Source organism: Kitasatospora sp. NPDC096204 (assembly GCF_044763205.1).
Classification (GTDB): domain Bacteria; phylum Actinomycetota; class Actinomycetes; order Streptomycetales; family Streptomycetaceae; genus Kitasatospora.
Window position 1 is genome coordinate 92,877 of record NZ_JBIWFT010000029.1, and the last position, 19,657, is coordinate 112,533.

At 74.2% G+C, this 19,657-nt stretch carries 15 protein-coding genes; 1 reads left to right on the forward strand and 14 read right to left on the reverse strand.

Going from position 1 to position 19,657, the window contains the following annotated elements; translation table 11 throughout:
• The 6 genes from recX to ACIQ87_RS27995 form a co-directional block, all read right to left on the reverse strand.
• On the reverse strand, positions 1-1,002 hold the full coding sequence (recX, locus tag ACIQ87_RS27970) for a recombination regulator RecX (RefSeq protein ID WP_402411556.1): 1,002 nt from the start codon (positions 1,000-1,002) through the stop codon (positions 1-3).
• Between the two features lie 4 nt (positions 1,003-1,006).
• A complete protein-coding gene (recA, locus tag ACIQ87_RS27975; protein WP_402411559.1) occupies positions 1,007-2,125 on the reverse strand; it encodes a recombinase RecA in 1,119 nt (372 codons plus the stop codon).
• 196 nt (positions 2,126-2,321) lie between these two features.
• Complete coding sequence (locus ACIQ87_RS27980) at positions 2,322-3,566, reverse strand: AI-2E family transporter (protein WP_402411561.1); 1,245 nt, start codon at positions 3,564-3,566, stop codon at positions 2,322-2,324.
• Between the two features lie 19 nt (positions 3,567-3,585).
• On the reverse strand, positions 3,586-3,780 hold the full coding sequence (locus ACIQ87_RS27985) for a DUF3046 domain-containing protein (RefSeq protein ID WP_402411563.1): 195 nt from the start codon (positions 3,778-3,780) through the stop codon (positions 3,586-3,588).
• Positions 3,777-4,367, reverse strand: coding sequence for a GNAT family N-acetyltransferase (locus ACIQ87_RS27990; protein ID WP_402411566.1), 591 nt, complete (start codon positions 4,365-4,367; stop codon positions 3,777-3,779). Before ACIQ87_RS27990 ends, ACIQ87_RS27985 begins: the two co-directional genes overlap by 4 nt.
• 64 nt (positions 4,368-4,431) lie before the next feature.
• Positions 4,432-5,967: a S8 family serine peptidase gene (locus tag ACIQ87_RS27995; protein WP_402411569.1), complete on the reverse strand. Its 1,536-nt coding sequence runs from the start codon at positions 5,965-5,967 to the stop codon at positions 4,432-4,434.
• A 161-nt stretch (positions 5,968-6,128) separates the two neighbouring features.
• Here ACIQ87_RS27995 and ACIQ87_RS28000 point away from each other — a divergent pair, with 161 nt between their 5' ends.
• Positions 6,129-10,910: a DEAD/DEAH box helicase gene (locus ACIQ87_RS28000; RefSeq protein WP_402411572.1), complete on the forward strand. Its 4,782-nt coding sequence runs from the start codon at positions 6,129-6,131 to the stop codon at positions 10,908-10,910.
• Positions 10,911-10,986: 76 nt separating this feature from the next.
• On the opposite strand, the gene ACIQ87_RS28005 is transcribed toward ACIQ87_RS28000, so the two are convergent.
• The 8 genes from ACIQ87_RS28005 to ACIQ87_RS28040 all read right to left on the reverse strand — a co-directional run bounded on the left by ACIQ87_RS28005 (position 10,987) and on the right by ACIQ87_RS28040 (position 19,383).
• Entirely contained in the window at positions 10,987-11,286 is a 300-nt protein-coding gene (locus ACIQ87_RS28005; protein ID WP_402411575.1) for a hypothetical protein, read from the reverse strand.
• A gap of 55 nt (positions 11,287-11,341) precedes the next feature.
• Complete coding sequence (locus ACIQ87_RS28010; protein ID WP_350739875.1) at positions 11,342-11,710, reverse strand: helix-turn-helix transcriptional regulator; 369 nt, start codon at positions 11,708-11,710, stop codon at positions 11,342-11,344.
• Between the two features lie 305 nt (positions 11,711-12,015).
• Complete coding sequence (locus tag ACIQ87_RS28015; RefSeq protein ID WP_402411579.1) at positions 12,016-12,537, reverse strand: CinA family protein; 522 nt, start codon at positions 12,535-12,537, stop codon at positions 12,016-12,018.
• Between the two features lie 16 nt (positions 12,538-12,553).
• The gene (gene pgsA, locus ACIQ87_RS28020; RefSeq protein ID WP_392883608.1) at positions 12,554-13,192 is read right to left on the reverse strand and encodes a CDP-diacylglycerol--glycerol-3-phosphate 3-phosphatidyltransferase; all 639 of its coding nucleotides are present in this window, start codon (positions 13,190-13,192) and stop codon (positions 12,554-12,556) included.
• Complete coding sequence (gene rimO / locus ACIQ87_RS28025) at positions 13,189-14,679, reverse strand: 30S ribosomal protein S12 methylthiotransferase RimO (RefSeq protein WP_402411581.1); 1,491 nt, start codon at positions 14,677-14,679, stop codon at positions 13,189-13,191. Before rimO ends, pgsA begins: the two co-directional genes overlap by 4 nt.
• A 96-nt stretch (positions 14,680-14,775) precedes the next feature.
• Positions 14,776-15,639, reverse strand: a complete 864-nt coding sequence (locus ACIQ87_RS28030; RefSeq protein ID WP_402411584.1) for a helix-turn-helix domain-containing protein — start codon at positions 15,637-15,639, stop codon at positions 14,776-14,778.
• A gap of 282 nt (positions 15,640-15,921) precedes the next feature.
• Complete coding sequence (locus ACIQ87_RS28035; protein ID WP_402411587.1) at positions 15,922-18,597, reverse strand: DNA translocase FtsK; 2,676 nt, start codon at positions 18,595-18,597, stop codon at positions 15,922-15,924.
• A 147-nt stretch (positions 18,598-18,744) separates the two neighbouring features.
• Complete coding sequence (locus ACIQ87_RS28040; RefSeq protein WP_402411607.1) at positions 18,745-19,383, reverse strand: two-component system response regulator; 639 nt, start codon at positions 19,381-19,383, stop codon at positions 18,745-18,747.
• Positions 19,384-19,657 lie beyond the last annotated feature (274 nt).

Below are 19,657 nucleotides of genomic sequence, written 5' to 3' on the forward strand. Positions count from 1 at the left end.
CTAGTCCCGACCCGACGGTTCACTCTGCTCCTCTTCCAGCGCCCCGCGCACCACCCGGAACGCCAGTCCCTCGGAGTAGCCGCGGCGGGCCAGCATCCCCACCAGCCGCCGGGTGCGCACCTGCGTGTCCAGCCCCCGGGTGGACCGCAGCTTGCGCTCGACCAGCGCCCTGGCCGCGTCCGTCTCGTCGTCGTGGTCGAGCTGGGCGACGGCCTGCTCGACCAGGTCGGCGGCGACGCCCTTGGTGCGCAGCTCCTGGGCCAGTGCCCGCCGGGACAAGCCCCGGACGGCGTGCCGGGACTCCACCCAGGCCGCGGCGAAGGCCGCGTCGTCGATCAGCCCGACCTCTTCGAGCCGGGTGAGCACCTCGTCGGCGACGTCCTCCGGGATCTCCCGCTTGCGCAGGGCGTCGGCGAGCTGCTTGCGGGTCTTGGCGGCGCCGGTCAGCAGCCGCAGGCAGATGTCCCGGGCGCGGCTCTCCGGATCGGCCGACTCCTCGGCCTGCTTCCGGGAGACGCGGCCGGCGTCCTCCTCCCCGGCGCGCCCGGTGGCGCCACGGCCCCGGCGCCCGCCACGACGGGAGGCCGAGGCGGCCGCACCCTCGTGATCGGCCGCCTCGGCCCCGCCGCGGCCGCTCGCCACGGCCGTCGGTGTCGAAGCGGCCCCCCCGACCGCTTCGGATTCCTCGGCCGCGAGGGCCGAGCGCCGTCGGCGACGGCCGGTGGGCAGCTCGGAGGCGGAGACCAGGCCGAGCGCCTCGGCCGAGGCCTCCGCCGGCTCCGGCCCGGACGCCGCGCCGCGCACCGCCCGGGCCGGAGCCCGGTCGAACTCGGGCTCGGGGCCGGATGCCCACTGCGTGGTGGACCGCCGGCCGCGCCGGGGGCGCGCTCCCCGGGGCACCTCGGCCACCGGCTCGGGCTCCTCCGCGACTGCGGCGAACCAGTCCGGCGGCCCGTAGTCGTCGTCCTCCGGGCCGCCGCCCACCCTGTCGTGCTGCGTCAACGGCTCAGGCCTTGGCCGCCGCCGTCTTCTTCGCCGCGGCCGTCTTGGTGGCGGTCGCGGTGATCGGCTTGGCGGCACCGTCGGCGGCGGCCTCGGCCCCGGCCTCGGCCTCGGCCGGCTCCTCCACCTTCGGGCCGATGCCGAGCTTGCCCTTGATCTTCCGCTCGATCTCGTCGGCGAGCTGCGGGTTGTCCCGCAGGAAGTTGCGGGCGTTCTCCTTGCCCTGGCCGAGCTGGTCGCCCTCGTAGGTGTACCAGGCACCCGACTTGCGGATGAAGCCGTGCTCCACGCCCATGTCGATCAGGCCGCCCTCGCGGCTGATGCCCACGCCGTAGAGGATGTCGAACTCGGCCTGCTTGAACGGCGCGGCGACCTTGTTCTTGACCACCTTGACGCGGGTGCGGTTACCGACCGCCTCGGTGCCGTCCTTCAGGGTCTCGATCCGGCGGATGTCGAGGCGGACCGAGGCGTAGAACTTCAGCGCGCGGCCACCGGTCGTGGTCTCCGGCGAACCGAACATCACGCCGATCTTCTCGCGCAGCTGGTTGATGAAGATCGCGGTGGTGTTCGACTGGTTCAGCGCACCGGCGATCTTGCGCAGCGCCTGGCTCATCAGTCGGGCCTGCAGACCGACGTGCGAGTCGCCCATCTCGCCCTCGATCTCGGCGCGCGGGACGAGCGCCGCGACCGAGTCGATGATCACCAGGTCGATCGCGCCGGAGCGGATCAGCATGTCGGTGATCTCCAGCGCCTGCTCACCGGTGTCCGGCTGGCTGACCAGCAGGGCGTCGGTGTCCACGCCGAGCTTCTTGGCGTACTCGGGGTCGAGCGCGTGCTCCGCGTCGACGAACGCGACCGTGCCGCCGGCCTTCTGGGCGTTGGCGGCCAGGTGCAGGGTCAGGGTGGTCTTACCGGAGGACTCGGGGCCGTAGATCTCGACCACTCGGCCGCGCGGGATGCCGCCGACCCCGAGGGCGACGTCCAGGGCGGTGGACCCGGTGGAGATCACCTCGACCGGCTCGTTGGCCTTCTCGCCGAGGCGCATCACCGAGCCCTTGCCGAACTGCCGCTCGATCTGGGCGAGAGCGGTCTCCAGGGCCTTCTCGCGGTCCGTACCTGCCATGGCTTTTTCCCTCGGGTTCTGTGCTGTGCGCTTCATCGTCCTCGACGCTAGCGCGTCCCACTGACAAACGAGCCCGATCGGACCCGGCCTGTGGAAAACTCCACGCCGGAGAGTACAAAGAACATCTGTTCGATTCAAGCGTCGCACGTCCGGCCCACACCGCCCCCGGGAACACCCCGGGGGCGGTGCCCGCGAATCACTCCCCGCGCCTCGTCCCGTCGCCGGCGACCATCCGGCGCAGCCGCCGGGCCGCTTCCCGGCGCAGCTCCCGCCGGGCCCTGCGCTGCTCGCCCCGGTCGATCCGCGGATCGGTGGCCACCTCGTACCGTCGGACGTACGTCCCCACGAAGCCCTGGAGCGTCGCCGCCGCCGGGATCGCGATCAGCGCGCCCACCGCACCGAGCAGCGCCGCCCCCGCGATCACCGAGCCGAAGGCCAGCGCCGGGTGCACGTCCACCGTCCGCGCGGTGATCCGCGGCTGCAGCAGGTAGTTCTCGATCTGCTGGTAGACCACCACGAAGCCGAGCACCCAGAGGGCGTCCACCGGATCCACCGTCAGCGCCACCAGCACCGGCAGCGCCCCGGCCAGATAGGTCCCGATGGTGGGCACGAACTGCGACATGACGCCGACCCAGACCGCCAGCGCCGCCGCGTACGGCAGCTCCAGCAGCTCGAACATCACCCAGTGCCCGACGGAGGACACCACCGCGAGCAGCGCCCGCGAGTACAGGTAGCCGCCGGTCTTGGCGAGCGCGATCTCCCAGGCGCGCAGCACCTCGCCCTGCTTGGCGGGCGGCAGCATCGAACAGACCGTCCGGCGCACCCGCGGGCCCTCGGCGGTGAAGTAGAAGGTGAACAGCCCGACCGTGAAGGCCTGGAAGAGCCCGCCGATCAGGGTGGAGGAGACGCCCCAGACGTTGTCGGCGGCCTGCTGGACGTAGCTCTCGATGGCGCCGGAGTCCTTGAGCAATCGATTCTGCAGCTCGCCCAGCGAGAGCTCCTGGTGGAAGGTCCGGTTGATCCACCCGATCAGACTGTCGACCAGGTGCGGCAGGTCCCCGGCAATCTTCGCCACCTGGTCGACCAGCAGCGTGCCGAGCGCGGCGAGGAACCCCACCACCGCCACCCCGACCGCCACGAACACCAGGAAGGTCCCGACGCCCCGGCGCACCCCCCGCGCCGCCATCCGGTCCACGGCCGGCTCCAGCGCCAGGGACAGGAAGAACGACACCAGCAGCATCACGAACAGGTCGATCAGCTGCCGGAACGCCCAGTCGGCGAGCTGGAACAGCCCCACCAGCACCAGGAACAGCACCATCGCCCGCGGCAGCCAGCGCGGCATCCCGCCGCCCCACAGTCCCCCACCCGCCGGAGCGCCGTCGGCGTCCCGGTCCGAATTCTTCTGTTCCGCGCTATTTGTCACCCGGACAGTCTGTCCCATGCCATCCGGAGGCCGGCACTCAGCGCAGCACTCCGGAGACGCCCTGGGTGTCGCAGACCACCCGCCAGACGTCCTTGGCCTCCCAGCCCGCGTCCAGCGCCTGCCGCACCGTCCGCCCGCCCAGTTCGCTCATCACGTGGTCGGTCGCGAACGACTCCGCGTACGCCTCCCCGAAGTGCGCGTGCATCCGTCGCCAGAACTCCGTCAGCCTCATGCCCCAAGTATCCCGGACCGGGCCCGCCACTCCTCGGCCGTCAGCGCGTACTCGACCTCACCGTGCTCGCTCCCCGGGATCATCTCCGGATAGTCCTCGTGGAACGTGCGGACGAACGTCAGCCCGCTCTTCTCCATCACCCGCCGGGAGCCCGCGTTCACCGCCATCGTGTACGCCACCACCCGTTCCACCCCCAGCTCCGCGAAGCCGCGCCGGACCAGTGCCCGCGCGCCCTCCGTCGCGTACCCGCGCCCCCACGCGGCCCGCCGCAACCGGTAGCCGAGCTCGACCTCGCCCCGCTCCCCCTCGCGCGTCGGCCGGAACTCGAACCACCCGAGGAACGCCCCGCCGACCCGCTCCTCGGCCGCCCACCACCCGAGATCGCCGTACCGCCGGTAGTGCTCCAGGTACAGCGGCAGCACCTTCCCCTCGAGCCACTCCCGCGCGCTCGGCTTCCCCCCGGTCAGGAAGCGCATGACCTCCGGATCGCCGTCCAACTCCACCAGCCGGTCCACGTCCGCCGTCGTGAAGCGCCGCAACAGCAGCCGCTCCGTCTCCAGGAACACGGCCGCACCCGAATCATCCATGCCCCGATCCTCACCCCTGCCCCACCACCCCGTCACCCGCTTTTCCCCGCCGGCCCGCCCCCGGTCAACGGGGCAGCGCCACCAGCCCCGCCCCGAAGTACTGCCGCTCCCCGCACGCCGGAGCCGCCACCGGACACCCCGCGACCGCTCCCCTCGCCAACAGCCCCGCCAGCTCGTCCGCCCCCAGCTCCGGATGCGACGCCGCCGCCACCGCCACCGCCCCGGTCACATGGGCGGCCGCCATCGAGGTCCCCGCCAGCGCCGCGTACTGCCCCTCCGGCCAGTCGGAGACGATCGCCCCCTGCGGCCCGCCGTCCGGATCGCCCCCCGGCGCGGCCAGCGAGACCCGCCCGCGCCCGTAGTTGGAGTACGCCGCCGGGTGCCCGTCCCGGTTGACCGCGGTGACGGTCACCACCCCGGGCAGCTCGCCGGGCAGCCGCACGCACTCGGTGCCCAGGTGACGGACGAGCGCCGGCCCCGACAGCCGGTCGTTGGGGCTCCGGTCGTCGGTCCGCGAGGCACCGAGGTCCTGCCCGTCGTTGCCCGCCGAGGCGACCACCACCGCGCCCTTGCGCCGGGCGTACCCCGCGGCCCGCCCGACGGCCGCGATCAGCGCGGCCTGGTCCCGGTCCTCGGGGCAGTTGTACTTCCACGGGTCGGCGAAGTAGCTGTTGTTGATCGCCCTGGCCCCGTGGTCGGCGGCCCAGAGCATGCCGCAGACGATGTTCTCCGCGTAGTACTGGCCGAGCGGCCCGAGCAGCCGGACGGCGGCGATCCGCACCCCCGGAGCGACCCCGGTGGCCCCGTGGCCGTCCCTGGCGGCCCCGACGATCCCGGCGACGTGGGTGCCGTGGCCGCTCTCGACCACCCCGGCTTCGGGCCGCCAGGCGCCGGTGCGGCCGTCGGGCCGGCCGTCCGCGCAGGAGGCGGAGGCCTTCGGATCGACGGCGGCGCGCAGGTCCGGGTGGGTGTCGTCGACCCCGGAGTCCAGCACCGCGACCAGCACCCCGCGCAGCGCGTCGGGGCTCGGCACCCCACCGCCGGACACCGCCGAGGCGTCCCCCGTCCGGGCGGCGGCGCCACCGACCATCGCGATGTTCCAGGGGTCCCCCTCCCCCGGGTCCGGCACCGTCACGGTCCCCGCGTCCGCCCGGTCGCCGCCCCGCCTCCCGCCGGGCCCCGCGCCCGCGCGCACCCCCGCCGCCGTCCCCGCCGTGAAGCCCCCCGCCCCCGCCACCGCCCGCGGCGGCGCGACCACCGGCGCGGTCCTGGTCGCCCCGACGGCGGCGATCCCGGGCCTGGCCCGCACCCGGTCGGCGAACGGCCCGGTCGCGTACACCAGCACGGCCCCGATCTGCGGGTACTCCTGGACCACCTGCCCGCCCATCGCCCGGCTCTCCGCCCCGGCCCGGGCCGCACCGGCGGCGTCCTCGCCCTCGGCCAGCACCAGGTAGCTGAGGTACGCCCGCCCCGGCCCGGACGCGTACGGAACGGCGCCGCCCACCACGAGCGCGGTGAGCAGCATCGCGAGCAGCGCCCGGGCGGGCCCGCGGACCCGGCGGCGCCGGGCGGTCCCGCCCGACGAGTGCACCTGCACCATCGCACGGTCTCCGCTCGTCGGTCCGGTCGGTCACGGATGGATCAAGCATCCGATTTCTCACCATATGAGCGGATCATCACTTCCGCTCCCCGGCTTGCACCCCCCTCGATCCCCGTCCCGCCGCACCCCCGCATGTCAGTCCCACCCGGCACCATGGGGGCATGGCGCCCCAGCACCCGACCCCGTCCGCCCCCGACCCCCTGGCCGGCTTCGCCCCGGCCACCCGGGCCTGGTTCACCGGTGCCTTCTCCGCCCCCACCAGCGCCCAGGCCGAGGCCTGGCAGGCCATCCAGCGGGAGACGGACGTCCTGGTGGTCGCCCCCACCGGCTCCGGCAAGACGCTGGCCGCCTTCCTCTCCGCCCTCGACCGCCTCAGCAGCACCCCTCCCCCCGCCGAGCCCAAGCGCCGCTGCCGGATCCTCTACGTCTCCCCGCTCAAGGCCCTCGCGGTGGACGTCGAACGGAACCTGCGCGCCCCGCTGGCAGGCCTGCGCCAGGCCGCCGTCCGGCTCGGCCTGCCCGAGCCCGAGGTCCAGGTCGCCATCCGCTCCGGCGACACCCCGGCCGCCGACCGCCGCCGCTTCGCCACCCACCCGCCGGACATCCTGATCACCACCCCCGAGTCGCTGTTCCTGCTGCTCACCTCCGCCTCCCGGGAGGCCCTGCGCGGCGTGGACACCGTGATCCTGGACGAGGTGCACGCCGTCGCCGGCACCAAGCGCGGCGCGCACCTCGCCCTCAGCCTGGAGCGGCTGGACGAACTGCTGGACCACCCGGCCCGCCGGATCGGCCTGTCCGCGACGGTCCGCCCGGTCGAGGAGGTGGCCCGCTTCCTCAGCCCCGGGCGCGGCGCCACCGTGGTCCAGCCCGCCGCCGCCAAGGAGTTCGACCTCTCGGTGGTCGTCCCCGTCCCCGACCTGGACGACCTGCCCACCGCCCCGGCCGCCGGCGGCACCGCCTCCGACGGCGACCGGCAGCGACAGGCCTCCATCTGGCCGCACGTCGAGGAGCGGATCGTCGACCTGGTCGAGTCGCACCGCTCGACCATCGTCTTCGCCAACTCCCGCCGGCTGGCCGAGCGGCTGTGCAACCGGCTGAACGAGATCGCCCACGAGCGCGCCACCGGCACCACGATCCCCGAGGCGCACGCCCCGGCCGAGCTGATGGGCGGCTCGGGCGCGGCCAAGGGCGCGCCCCCGGTCATCGCCCGGGCCCACCACGGCTCCGTCTCCAAGGAGCAGCGGTCGCTCGTCGAGGAGGAGTTGAAGGCCGGCCGGCTGCCCGCCGTGGTCGCCACCTCCAGCCTGGAGCTGGGCATCGACATGGGCGCCGTCGAGCTGGTCGTCCAGGTCGAGTCCCCGCCCTCGGTCGCCTCCGGCCTGCAGCGGGTCGGCCGGGCCGGCCACCAGGTCGGCGCCGTCTCCACCGGCGTCTTCTTCCCCAAGTACCGGGGAGACCTCGTGCAGTCCGCCGTGGTCACCGAGCGGATGCGGGCCGGCCGGATCGAGGCGCTGCGCATCCCGCGCAACCCGCTGGACGTGCTCGCCCAGCAGCTGGTCGCGATGACGGCCCTGGACACCTGGCCGGTGGACGACCTGCTCGCCGTGGTCCGCCGGGCCGCCCCCTTCGCGTCCCTCCCGCAGTCCGCCTTCGACGCCGTGCTCGACATGCTGGCCGGCCGCTACCCCTCGGACGCCTTCGCCGAGTTGCGCCCCCGCCTGGTCTGGGACCGGGTGGCCGGCACGGTGACCGGCCGCCCCGGCGCCCAGCGCCTGGCCGTCACCTCCGGTGGCACCATCCCCGACCGCGGCCTGTTCGGCGTCTTCATCGCCGGGGCCACTGCATCCGACGCGAAGACGGGCAAGAAGGGCGGCGGCCGCGTCGGAGAACTCGACGAGGAGATGGTCTACGAGTCCCGCGTCGGCGACGTGTTCACCCTCGGCACCACCTCCTGGCGGATCGAGGAGATCACCCACGACAAGGTGCTGGTCACCCCCGCCCCCGGCGTCCCCGGCCGGCTCCCGTTCTGGAAGGGCGACGCCCTCGGCCGTCCGCTCGAACTCGGCCGCGCCCTCGGCGCCTTCACCCGCGAACTGGGCACCCTGCGGCCCGAGGCCGCCACCGAGCGCCTCAGGCAGGCCGGCCTGGACGACTGGGCCGCCGCCAACCTGCTGGACTACCTGGCCGAGCAGCGCGCCGCCTGCGGCCACCTCCCGGACGACCGCACCATCGTGGTCGAGCGCTTCCGGGACGAGCTCGGCGACTGGCGGATCGTCATCCACTCCCCCTTCGGCGCCCAGGTGCACGCCCCCTGGGCGCTCGCCCTCGGCGCCCGGCTGCGCGAGAAGCACGGCCTGGACCCCCAGGTCATGCACGCCGACGACGGCATCGTGCTCCGCCTGCCCGACGCCGACCTGCTGGCCCTCGACTTCGACTTCGCCGGCCCCGCGGAGCCGTCGAGCCGGTTCGGTGGCCCCTCGGACGAGTCGGGCCGGGACGAGGCCCCGGTCGGCGCCGACGCCGCCCTGTTCGACCCCGGCGAGATCGAGCAACTGGTCACCGAGCAGGTCGGCGGCTCCGCCCTGTTCGCCTCCCGCTTCCGGGAGTGCGCCGGCCGCGCCCTGCTGCTCCCCCGCCGCAGCCCCGGCCGCCGCACCCCGCTCTGGCAGCAGCGCCAGCGCGCCGCCCAGCTGCTCGAAGTCGCCTCCGAGTACGGCTCGTTCCCGATCGTCCTGGAGGCCGTCCGGGAGTGCCTGCAGGACGTCTTCGACGTCCCCGGCCTGGTCGAGCTGATGGGCGATCTGGAGTCCCGCGCCGTCCGCCTGGTCGAGGTCACCACCCCGGAGCCCTCGCCCTTCGCCCGCTCACTGCTGTTCGGCTACGTCGCCCAGTTCCTCTACGAGGGGGACTCCCCGCTCGCCGAGCGCCGCGCCGCCGCCCTCTCGCTCGACTCCCGGCTGCTGTCCGAACTCCTCGGCCAGGCCGAGCTGAGCGAACTGCTCGACCCCCAGGTGCTCACCGAGCTGGAGGCCGAGCTCCAGCGCCTCACCCCCGAGCGCCGGATCAGGGACGCCGAGGGCGTCGCCGACGCCCTGCGCCTGCTCGGCCCGCTCTCCGAGGCCGAGTTGACCCTCCGCGGCGCGGAGCCGCTCTGGGCCCTGGAGCTGGAGGCGGCCCGCCGGGTGATCCAGGTCCGGATCGCCGGCGAGCAGCGCTGGGCCGCGATCGAGGACGCCGGACGGCTGCGCGACGCGCTGGGCACCCCGCTGCCGGTCGGCGTCCCCGAGGCCTTCACCGAGCCGGTCAAGGACCCGCTGGGCGATCTGATCGCCCGCCACGCCCGCACCCACGGCCCGTTCACCGCCGCCGAGGCCGCCGCCCGCTACGGCCTCGGCACCGCCGTGGTCACCGGCACCCTGCACCGCCTGACCGCCGCCGGCCGCCTGGTCCAGGGCCAGTACCTCCCACCCGCTGCCCGCCACCACCCATCGCCGGAAGCGCTTCGCGCCGCCCCTCTTGACCACACCGCCCCCGAGTGGTGCGACGCCGAGGTGCTGCGCCGGCTGCGCCGCCGCTCGCTGGCCGCCCTGCGCCAGGAGGTCGAACCGGTCCCGCCGCGCGCCCTGGCCGCCTTCCTGCCGCAGTGGCAGCACCTGGCCGGCCACCGGCTGCGCGGCCCGGACGGCCTGCTGCGCGTGGTCGAACAGCTCCAGGGCACCGCCCTGCCCGCCTCCGCGCTGGAGAAGCTGATCCTCCCGGCCCGGCTCACCGACTACGCGCCCGGGCTGCTGGACGAGTTGATGGCGGCCGGCGAGGTCGGCTGGTGCGGGGCCGGCGCCCTGCCCGGCAAGGACGGCTGGCTCAGCCTGCACCTCGCCGAGAACGCCCATCTGCTGCGCCCCGAGCCCGTGCCGCCGACGCTCACCCCGGTGCACAGCGCCCTGATGTCCGCGCTGGCCGGCGGCTACGGCCTGTTCTTCCGCCAACTCGTCCAGCAGCTCCCGGAGGAGACCGCCGAGCCGGAGGTCGTCGAGGCGCTCTGGGACCTCGTCTGGGCGGGCTACGTCACCAACGACACCCTCGCCCCGCTGCGCGCCCTGCTGGGCTCGGGCCGGACGGCGGGCGCCACCGCCCACCGGGCGCCCCGGTCCACCCCGCGCGGCCGCTACGGCGGTGCCGGCCGTGCCTTCGGCCGGGCCGGCGGCGCCCTGCGCAGCGGCCCGCCGACGGTGGCCGGGCGCTGGTCGCTGCTGCCCGCCTTCGCCGCCGACCCGACGGTCCGGGCCACCGCCCAGGCGCAGAACCTGCTGGACCGGCACGGCCTGCTCACCCGGGGCACGGTGGCGGCCGAACGGGTGCCCGGCGGCTTCGCCGGGGTCTACCGGGTGCTCGCCGCGATGGAGGAGCGCGGCCGGGCCCGCCGGGGCTACTTCGTCGAGGGCCTGGGCGGCGCCCAGTTCGCCATGGAGGGCGCGGCCGACCGGCTGCGCTCGGTGAACGGCCGGCTGGAGCGGGCCCGGGCCGCCGAGTGGCCGGCCGCCCCGGCCGGCGAGCCGCCGCAGACGCTGGTGCTGGCCGCCGCCGATCCGGCCAACGCCTACGGCGCCGCCCTGCCCTGGCCCGAACCGCCCACCGCCCCCGGCGGCAGGGAGTCCACGGCCCACCGCCCGGGCCGCAAGGCGGGCGCCCTGGTGGTCCTGGTGGACGGCGAGCTGGCGCTGTACGTCGAGCGCGGCGGGAAGTCCCTGCTGGCCTGGCCCGAGGACGAGGCCACCCGGGCGCTGGCGGCCGGGGCGCTCGCGGCCGCCGTCCGGGAGGGCGCCCTGGGCAGCGTCACGGTCGAGCGGACCAACGGCGAGCCCGCCCTGGGTTCGGCCCTCGGCCGCGCCCTGGAGGAGGCCGGCTTCCACGCGACCCCGCGCGGCCTGCGGCTGCGCCCCTGAACCGACGAACCGCCGGGGCACGGAAAAGGCCGGAGGCCGCGGGGTCGAGAACCCCGCGGCCTCCGGCCACGTCGAATCACCCGATCGGCGGCGGCTGCGCCTCCACCGGTCCCACCGGCTCCGTGCGCGGGCGCCGGGACGGTCCGGTCGCGTTCCAGTCGGCGTGGACCGGGATGAGACCGAGCCCCCAGCCGCCGGCCGCGAGCAGCCCCAGCACCGCACCGTCGGCCAGCTGCCCCCGGACCACCAGGAGCCACCAGACGAGCCCGGCCACCGAGACCGCCAGCACCCACCGCACCGGACGCCGTCCCCGGAGGAACAGCGGCGCCCGGGCCCGTATTCGGGCCGTCGGGCGCGTCTGCGCGTCTGTTCGCACGACCGCCCTCCCTTCGCTCGCCCCGGGCAGGGGCGCCCGGGAGTCGAGGCCGGGATCAGGCGGCGACCACGTCCATCGCGGCGGCCTTGGGCGAGAGGTTCGCCCGGTCGGTGCCGGGGGCGGGCAGCGGAACCGGTTCGAGTACCGGCCTCAGCAGATCACCTTCGGAGAGGGTGGCCATCGCCGCAAGTTCGGCGAGCGACAGTTCGTCGCTGACCTCGCGCATGACCTCGGACATCCGGACGTCGAGCGCGTCGCAGATGGCGGAGAGCAGCTCCGAGGAGGCCTCCTTCTGTCCCCGCTCGACCTCGGAGAGGTATCCGAGCGAAACCCTGGCGGCCGCCGACACCTCGCGGAGTGTGCGGCCCTGGCGCTGGCGCTGCCGACGCAGTACATCGCCCAGTAGGCGACGGAGCAGGATCATCGGTGCCTCCCTCCTCGGACTGCGGATCGAGATGTCACGACCCCACCGTACCGCCTTGCCCGCTTCGCGTGCGGGGACCCTGGTCGTGTTCACTCTGGGCTGCAAGGCCGTCCCCCTCCTTGTTCCGGTGTCGCACCCGGGTTCGCGGGTCCGTCGTGGTACCCGTCGCGACCCGCCCCGCCACCGTGACGCAACTCGTTCGCCACCTGGTTTCTGCCCAACCAGGGTGTTGGATGTAACACGATCCTCCAGCTGTCCCGTACCCGCGCGCCGACCGGCGGCTCCCGCTCCGGTGGAGCCCTCCCCTAGGGCGCCTGGCGTGCGAAGCGATCGACCAGCAGCTCCAGCGCGGCGGTCACCGCCCCGTGACGGATTGTGGCACGACCGCCCGACAGCAGGGGCGAACTGACCAGAGTTCCCCCCGGGCCGGCGACCGCCAGGTGTACGGTGCCGACCGGCTGCCCGTCCTGCGGGTCGGGCCCGGCCACTCCGGTCGTCGCGAGCCCGTACGTGGCCCCCAGCAACCCGCGCACGCCCTCGGCCATCTGCCGGGCCACCACCGGGTGGACCGGCCCGTACACGTCCAGCAGGCCCTCGTCCACCCCGAGCACCGAGGCCTTCAGCTCGGTCGCGTACGCGGTGACCGAGCCCCGGAAGGTCGCGGACGCCCCGGGGACGTCCACCAGCGCCGCGGCCAGCAGACCCCCGGTCAGCGACTCGGCGACGGCCAGCGTGCCGCCCTCGGCGCGCAGCGCGGCGTGCGCGCGCTCGGCCAGCCGGAAGTCCCGCTCCACCGCGCCCTGCTCCGCCACGTCCCGCTCCGCCACCCGGCTCCCCCGTCGCTCAGCGGCCCGACTGCGCCGCGGCCAGTCCCTCGCGGCGCAGTCGCAGCGCCTGCCCGATGTAGTCCAGCGCGGTGCCGACGGTCAGCAGCACCGCCAGCCCCATCAGTACGGCCCGTCCGGTGGCCAGCCAGCCGGTCAGGGCCAGTACGTACATGCCGACCGCGGTGCCCTGGGTCAGCGTCTTGAGCTTGCCGCCGCGGCTGGCCGGGATGACCCCGTAGCGGATCACCCAGAACCGCATCAGTGTGATGCCGAGCTCGCGGGCCAGGATCACCGCGGTGACCCACCAGGGCAGGTCGCCGAGCAGCGAGAGGCCGATCAGCGCCGAGCCCATGATCGCCTTGTCGGCGATCGGGTCGGCGATCTTCCCGAAGTCGGTGACCAGGCCCTTGCGCCGGGCCAGCTCACCGTCGAACAGGTCGGTGATCATCGCGATCGCGAACGAGGCCCAGGCGACCGAGCGCCACTTGGGGTCGTGCCCGCCGTCGGCGAACAGCAGCGCCACGAAGACCGGCACCAGCAGCACCCGGACCATCGTGAGCACGTTGGCGATGTTCCAGACCCCCGGGGTCGACGGCACCGCGGCCACCGGTCTGCCCGGGTGGGCCGCGGCCGGGGCGCCGGGCCCCTTGGTCATTCCCCGACTCCCGAGGTCTTGGGCGACCGCACCTGCTCCAGCGCCTCGGCGATCAGGTCGACGCCCTCGCTGGCGACGACCCTGGCCCGCCAGAACTGGCCGATCCCGGGGGCCTCGACACCGGTGAGGGTGGTCAGGCCGTCGGTCTCCGGGGCCTGGTGGGCGGAGCGGCCCTCGACCACGCCGTCCTCGATCGACTCGATCAGCACCTCGACCTCGGTGCCGATCCGCTGCTCGGCCCGCTGGGCGGTCATCTCCTCGGCCAGTCGGCTCAGCCGGTCCAGCCGGTCGGCGATCACGTCCTCGGCGAGCTTGCCGTCGTAGGTCGCGGCCTCGGTGCCGTCCTCGTCCGAGTAGCCGAAGACGCCGATCGCGTCCAGCCCGGCGTGCGTGACGAAGCGCTCCAGCTCGGCGAAGTCCTCCTCGGTCTCGCCGGGGAAGCCGACGATGAAGTTGGACCGGGCGCCGGCCTGCGGGGCCTTGTCGCGGATGGTCCCCAGCAGGTCCAGGAACTGGTCGGTGGAGCCGAAGCGCCGCATCCGGCGCAGCACGGCGGGCGCCGAGTGCTGGAAGGACAGGTCGAAGTAGGGCACCACGTCGGCGGTCCCGGTCATCGAGTCGATCAGGCCGGGACGCATCTCGGCCGGCTGGAGGTAGGAGACCCGGACCCGCTCGACGCCCTCGAGAGCGGCGATCTCGCCGAGCAGCGTCTCCAGCAGCCGGATGTCGCCGAGGTCCTTGCCGTACGAGGTGTTGTTCTCGCTCACCAGGACGATCTCGCGCACGCCCTGCCCGGCCAGCCACTGGGCCTCGTTCAGCACGTCGGAGGGCCGGCGGGAGATGAAGGAGCCGCGGAAGGCCGGGATGGCGCAGAAGGAGCAGCGGCGGTCGCAGCCGGAGGCGAGCTTGACCGAGGCGACCGGGCTGTCGTCCAGCCGCTTGCGCAGGGTGCGCGGGCCGGAGGCGGGGGCGAGGCCGTCGGGCAGGTCGGCGATCGGCTCGGCGGCGGCCTCGGTGCCGTGGCCGGGCAGGGCGACGGCCTCGGCGGCGGACTGCCGCTCGGCCGGGCTGATCGGCAGCAGCTTGCGGCGGTCGCGCGGCAGGTGCGGGGCGTGGTGGCCGCCGGAGAGGATGGTCTGCAGGCGGTCGGAGATGTTGGTGTAGTCGTCGAAGCCGAGGACGCCGTCCGCCTCGGGCAGGGCGTCGGCGAGCTCCTTGCCGTACCGCTCGGCCATGCAGCCGACCGCGACGACGGCCTGGGTGCGGCCGTGCCCCTTGAGGTCGTTGGCCTCCAGCAGGGCGTCCACGGAGTCCTTCTTGGCGGCCTCGACGAAGCCGCAGGTGTTGACCACGGCGACGTCCGCGTCGGCGGCGTCGTCGACGAGCAACCAGCCGTCGGCTTCCAGTCGCCCGGCGAGTTCCTCGGAGTCCACCTCGTTGCGGGCGCATCCGAGCGTGACAAGGGCGACAGTACGGCGTTCAGGCATAGGGCCAAGATTAACGCGCGGGCTCCGGTGCCGTTCGCCCCGGAGGCCGCGCGCCTCGGATCAGCTGATCATCAGTGGGCGTTCCGACCCCTGTGGTCAGCCCGCCTGCGGGTCTCCGGGGGTGTACGTGACGTGCACCACCTGCCCGTCCTTGCCGAGGAGGCCGAGGTCCTTCCCGTTGACGTACGCGTGCACGGCCCCGCCGTTGCCGAGCACCAGCTTGATCTGCTTGGGGTCGGTGAAGGTCTGGTCCTGGCCGTTGCTGATGTTGTTCTGGAACAGCGACTTGCCGTTGCCGTCCATCGCCGAGACCCAGCTGGTGCCCTCGGCGACCAGCTTCACGGTGACCTTGTCGGCCGGGACGGCGGCGATCGCGGCGGCGCTCGGCGCGGGCGCCGGCGGCTGGACGGCGGGCGTGGTCGCGGGGGCCAGCGAGCCGGTCCCGGAGCCGCTGGGCAGCGGCGCGCTGGCCGAGCCGGTGGTGCCGTGCCCGCCCTTGCCGCTGACCAGGTTGAAGCCGATCAGCGCGACCACGGCGACGATCGCGGCGACCATGGCGGCCGCCCAGTTCGGCCGGCCGCGGCGGGGCACCCTGATCGGGCCGCTGTCGATCAGCTGGGTCGACGGTCGCTTGGCGGCGGGCGAGCCGCCGTGCGCGGCGTCGTACCGGGCGACCAGTTCCTCGCCGTCCAGGCCGACCACCCGGGCGATCAGCCGGATGTTCCCGCGGGCGTAGAAGTCGCCGCCGCAGCGGGCGAAGTCGTCCCCCTCGATGGCATGGACGATCGGCACCCGCACCCGGGTGGCGGTACTCACCTGGTCCACCGTGAGCCCCGCGTCGATCCGGGCGGTGGACAGCACCCGGCCGATGCTCGGGGCATCGGCCGCCTGCACCGCGTCGTCGGTCGGCTCGACGGACGACGTGGCGTTCTCGCGGTCGGGGGACTTGCCGATGGTCACGGGGCACGCCTTTCGAGCGGATGGCCACCTGCTGGGGAACAGTCTAGGGGCGTGGGCGGATCGTTGCTCAAGCGGAACGGGCCCGAATGCGCGCGCCCGATCCGACCGGGGTCCGACACCCCGCTGACGAGCCGTCAGCGGAGCCGCGCGGGGAACCCGGCGTCCGCTTTCCGCCGTGTGACGCGACGTACGGACGTTCGGTTCCCCTCACGGCGCCTACCCTCCTCCGAACGAGTGACACCTGGGTCAGGACACGGGCCTGGCCCCGCACGGCCCGGCCCGTCAACCCCGAAGGGTGATCAGCACCCCGTCCAGCTCGTCCGGCTTGACCAGCACGTCGCGGGCCTTGGAGCCCTCGCTCGGGCCGACGATGCCGCGCGACTCCATCAGGTCCATCAGCCGGCCGGCCTTGGCGAAGCCGACCCGGAGCTTGCGCTGGAGCATCGAGGTCGAGCCGAACTGGGTGGAGACCACCAGCTCGGCCGCCTGGATCAGCAGGTCCAGGTCGTCGCCGATCTCCTCGTCGATCTCCTTCTTCGGCCCGCCCCCGACCGTCACGTCGTCCCGGTAGACGGCGGTCAGCTGGTCCTTGCAGTGCTGCACCACCCTGGCGATCTCCGCCTCGGTGACAAACGCGCCCTGCATGCGGATCGGCTTGCTCGCGCCCATCGGCAGGAAGAGCGCGTCGCCCTTGCCGATCAGCTTCTCCGCACCGGGCTGGTCCAGGATGACCCGGGAGTCGGCCATCGCGGAGGTCGCGAAGGCCAGCCGGGACGGCACGTTGGCCTTGATCAGGCCGGTGACCACGTCCACCGAGGGCCGCTGGGTGGCGAGCACCAGGTGGATGCCGGCCGCGCGGGCCAGCTGGGTGATCCGGACCACCGAGTCCTCGACGTCGCGCGGCGCGACCATCATCAGGTCGGCCAGCTCGTCGACGATCACCAGCAGGTACGGGTACGGCGTCAGCTCGCGCTCGCTGCCCAGCGGCGGAGTGACCTTGCCGGCCCGCACCGCCGCGTTGAAGTCGTCCACGTGCCGGAAGCCGAACGCCGCGAGGTCGTCGTAGCGCATGTCCATCTCGCGCACCACCCACTGGAGGGCCTCGGCGGCCTTCTTGGGGTTGGTGATGATCGGCGTGATCAGGTGCGGGATGCCCTCGTACGCGGTCAGCTCGACCCGCTTGGGGTCGACCAGCACCATCCGCACCTCGTCCGGGGTGGCCCGGGCGAGGATCGAGGTGATCAGGCAGTTGATGCAGGACGACTTGCCCGCACCGGTCGCGCCGGCCACCAGGATGTGCGGCATCTTGGCGAGGTTGGCCATCACCGTGTGGCCCTCGACGTCCTTGCCCATGCCGACGACCATCGGGTGGGTGTCCTCGGCGGCCGTGCGCGAGCGCAGCAGGTCGCCGAGGTTGACCATCTCGCGGTCCCGGTTGGGGATCTCGATGCCGACCGCGGACTTGCCCGGGATCGGGCTGATGATCCGCACGTCCGGGCTGGCCACCGCGTACGCGATGTTCTTGGCGAGCGCGGTGATCCGCTCCACCTTGACGGCCGGGCCGAGCTCGACCTCGTAGCGGGTGACCGTCGGGCCCCGGGTGAAGCCGGTGACCTTGGCGTCCACCTTGAACTCGGAGAAGGTGCCGGTGAGCTGGGCGACCACCTCGTCGTTGAGGGCGCTGCGGGCCTTGGCCGGGCCGCCGCGCTCCAGCAGGTCCAGCGAGGGCAGGGCGTAGGTGATGCCCTCGCCGAGCTGGAGCTGCTCCATCCGCACCGGCGCCGCGCCGTGCTCCTCGGGCGCGGCCGGGCCACCGCTGCGGGCGGCCGGGACGGCGGGCTCCTCCGGCGGGGCGGTGCGGTCCTGCACCTGGTGCATCATGTCCGCCACCGCGGAGGAGGCGGGCACGCCGTAGACCAGCGCGCCGTCCAGGTCGGCGGCCGCGCCGGCGGCGAGGTCGCGGGTGGCGTACGGGTCCAGCGGCTCCTTGTCCAGGGAGATCCGCTCGGCGTCCTCCGGTTCCTCGGTCTGCTTGCGCCGCCGGCGGCGACGGCGAGCGGCCACCTCGTCCGAGGGGTCGTCGGCGTCCGTGTCCACGGTGAACGGCAGCGCGTCGGGGTCGGCGTCCTCCGGCGGGTCGGTGGACGGCTCGCGCTCCGGCGTGCGCCCCCAGTGCAGCTCGTCCTCGGGCCTGGGCTCGACCACGCCGAGCCGTATGCCGATCCCCCGCACCCGCTCGCCGATCCGGTTGATCGGCGTGGCGGTGACCACCAGCAGGCCGAAGAACGCCAGCAGCAGGAGCAGCGGCACCGCGAGCGCCGGCCCGGCGGCGGCCATCATCGGGGTGGACGCGGCCCAGCCGATGATCCCGCCGGCCGCCCGTATCCGGGAGGCGCCGCTGCCCATCATGGGCGCGCCGCAGCCGATGTGGACCAGGCCGAGGACGCCGACCAGCAGCGCGCTCAGCCCGATCATGATCCGTCCGTTGGCCTCCGGCAGCTCCGGATGGCGCCAGAGCCGGATCGCCATCGCGGCCAGCAGGAACGGCACCAGCACGTCGAGCCGGCCGAACAGCCCGGACACCACGGCGGTGGCCCCCTCGCCCAGCCAGCCCTGCGGGGTGAACCAGGTGCCGGCCGCGGTCACCAGCGCGAGCGCGAACAGCAGCAGGCCCACGCCGTCCTTGCGGTGGTCCGGGTGCAGGTTCTTGGCACCGTCGCCGAAGCCCCGGAAGATCGCGGCGATCGGGCTGCCCAGCGCGTTGAGCGCGCCCATCAGCACCGACCTGGACGGCTTCGGGGCGGGCGGGGCCGACCTGGCCGCCGTCCGCTTCGCGGGAGCCGCCTTCTTCGCCGCCGCCTTCTTCGCGGGCGGCTTGCCCGGTGCCTTCGCCGCGGCCTTCTTGGACGGTCCCGGACTCGTCTTACGTGCTGCGTTCCCGGGCGTGCGAGTGGCCATGGGTCAGCAGCCTACCGGGGCGGGCGACCAGTGCACATGTGCTCGAGCCCGGGCGCCCGGACGTGTCGCAGACACACCGTCACCCTGACCGGGATTCACCCGGTCGCCGCATCACGACCACCCGGACGGGTGAACCGGCGGCAGGGATCAGGAACTGCCCGGGCGCATCGCGTCCAGGGCCCGGCGCAGCCCCGCGAGCTTGCGCTCCAGGTGCGCGGCGGTGGCGGCCACCCCGGCGTCCTCGCCGCCGTCCAGCTGCTTGCCGAGCGCCTCCGCCTGCTCCTCGACCGCCGCCAGCCGCGCGGACAGCTCGCCCAGCAGCGCGCCGCCGAGGGCCTGCCCGTCGCCGCCTTCCTCCATCTGCAGGCGCAGCAGCGCCGCCTGCTCCTTCAGCTGGCAGTTCTTCGCGTACAGGTCGACGAAGACGGAGACCTTGGCGCGCAGCACCCACGGGTCGAAGGGCTTGGAGATGTAGTCCACCGCGCCGGCCGCGTAGCCGCGGAAGGTGTGGTGCGGGCCGTGGTTGATCGCGGTCAGGAAGATGATCGGGATGTCCCGGGTGCGCTCCCGGCGCTTGATGTGGGCGGCGGTCTCGAAGCCGTCCATCCCCGGCATCTGGACGTCCAGCAGGATCACCGCGAAGTCGTCGGTGAGCAGCGCCTTCAGCGCCTCCTCACCGGAGGCCGCGCGGACCAGTGTCTGGTCCAGGGCCGAGAGGATCGCCTCCAACGCCAGCAGGTTCTCCGGTCGGTCGTCGACCAGGAGGATCTTGGCCTTCTGCATCAGGGCTCGCCCTCCTGTCGCCTGCCTGCCGCCCGGTGCAGGCACCCGCGTACTGCCCACCGCTACCCCGGTCATGCTAGCCGCACCCCCTCGCCCGGCACATCGCCCCGTCGTGACCGATCCGGAGCGGCGCGCTGCCAGTGCTCCGGCGCACGCTCAGCAGCGTGTCGCCGTCCGGTCACTGTTCGCAACGATCGGTGACCCTACCCGGTTCCCGGGCCCGACCGCCAGCAAACCGACCGCCCGGCCGGGGTGAACCCCGGGGCCCGGCCCGGGG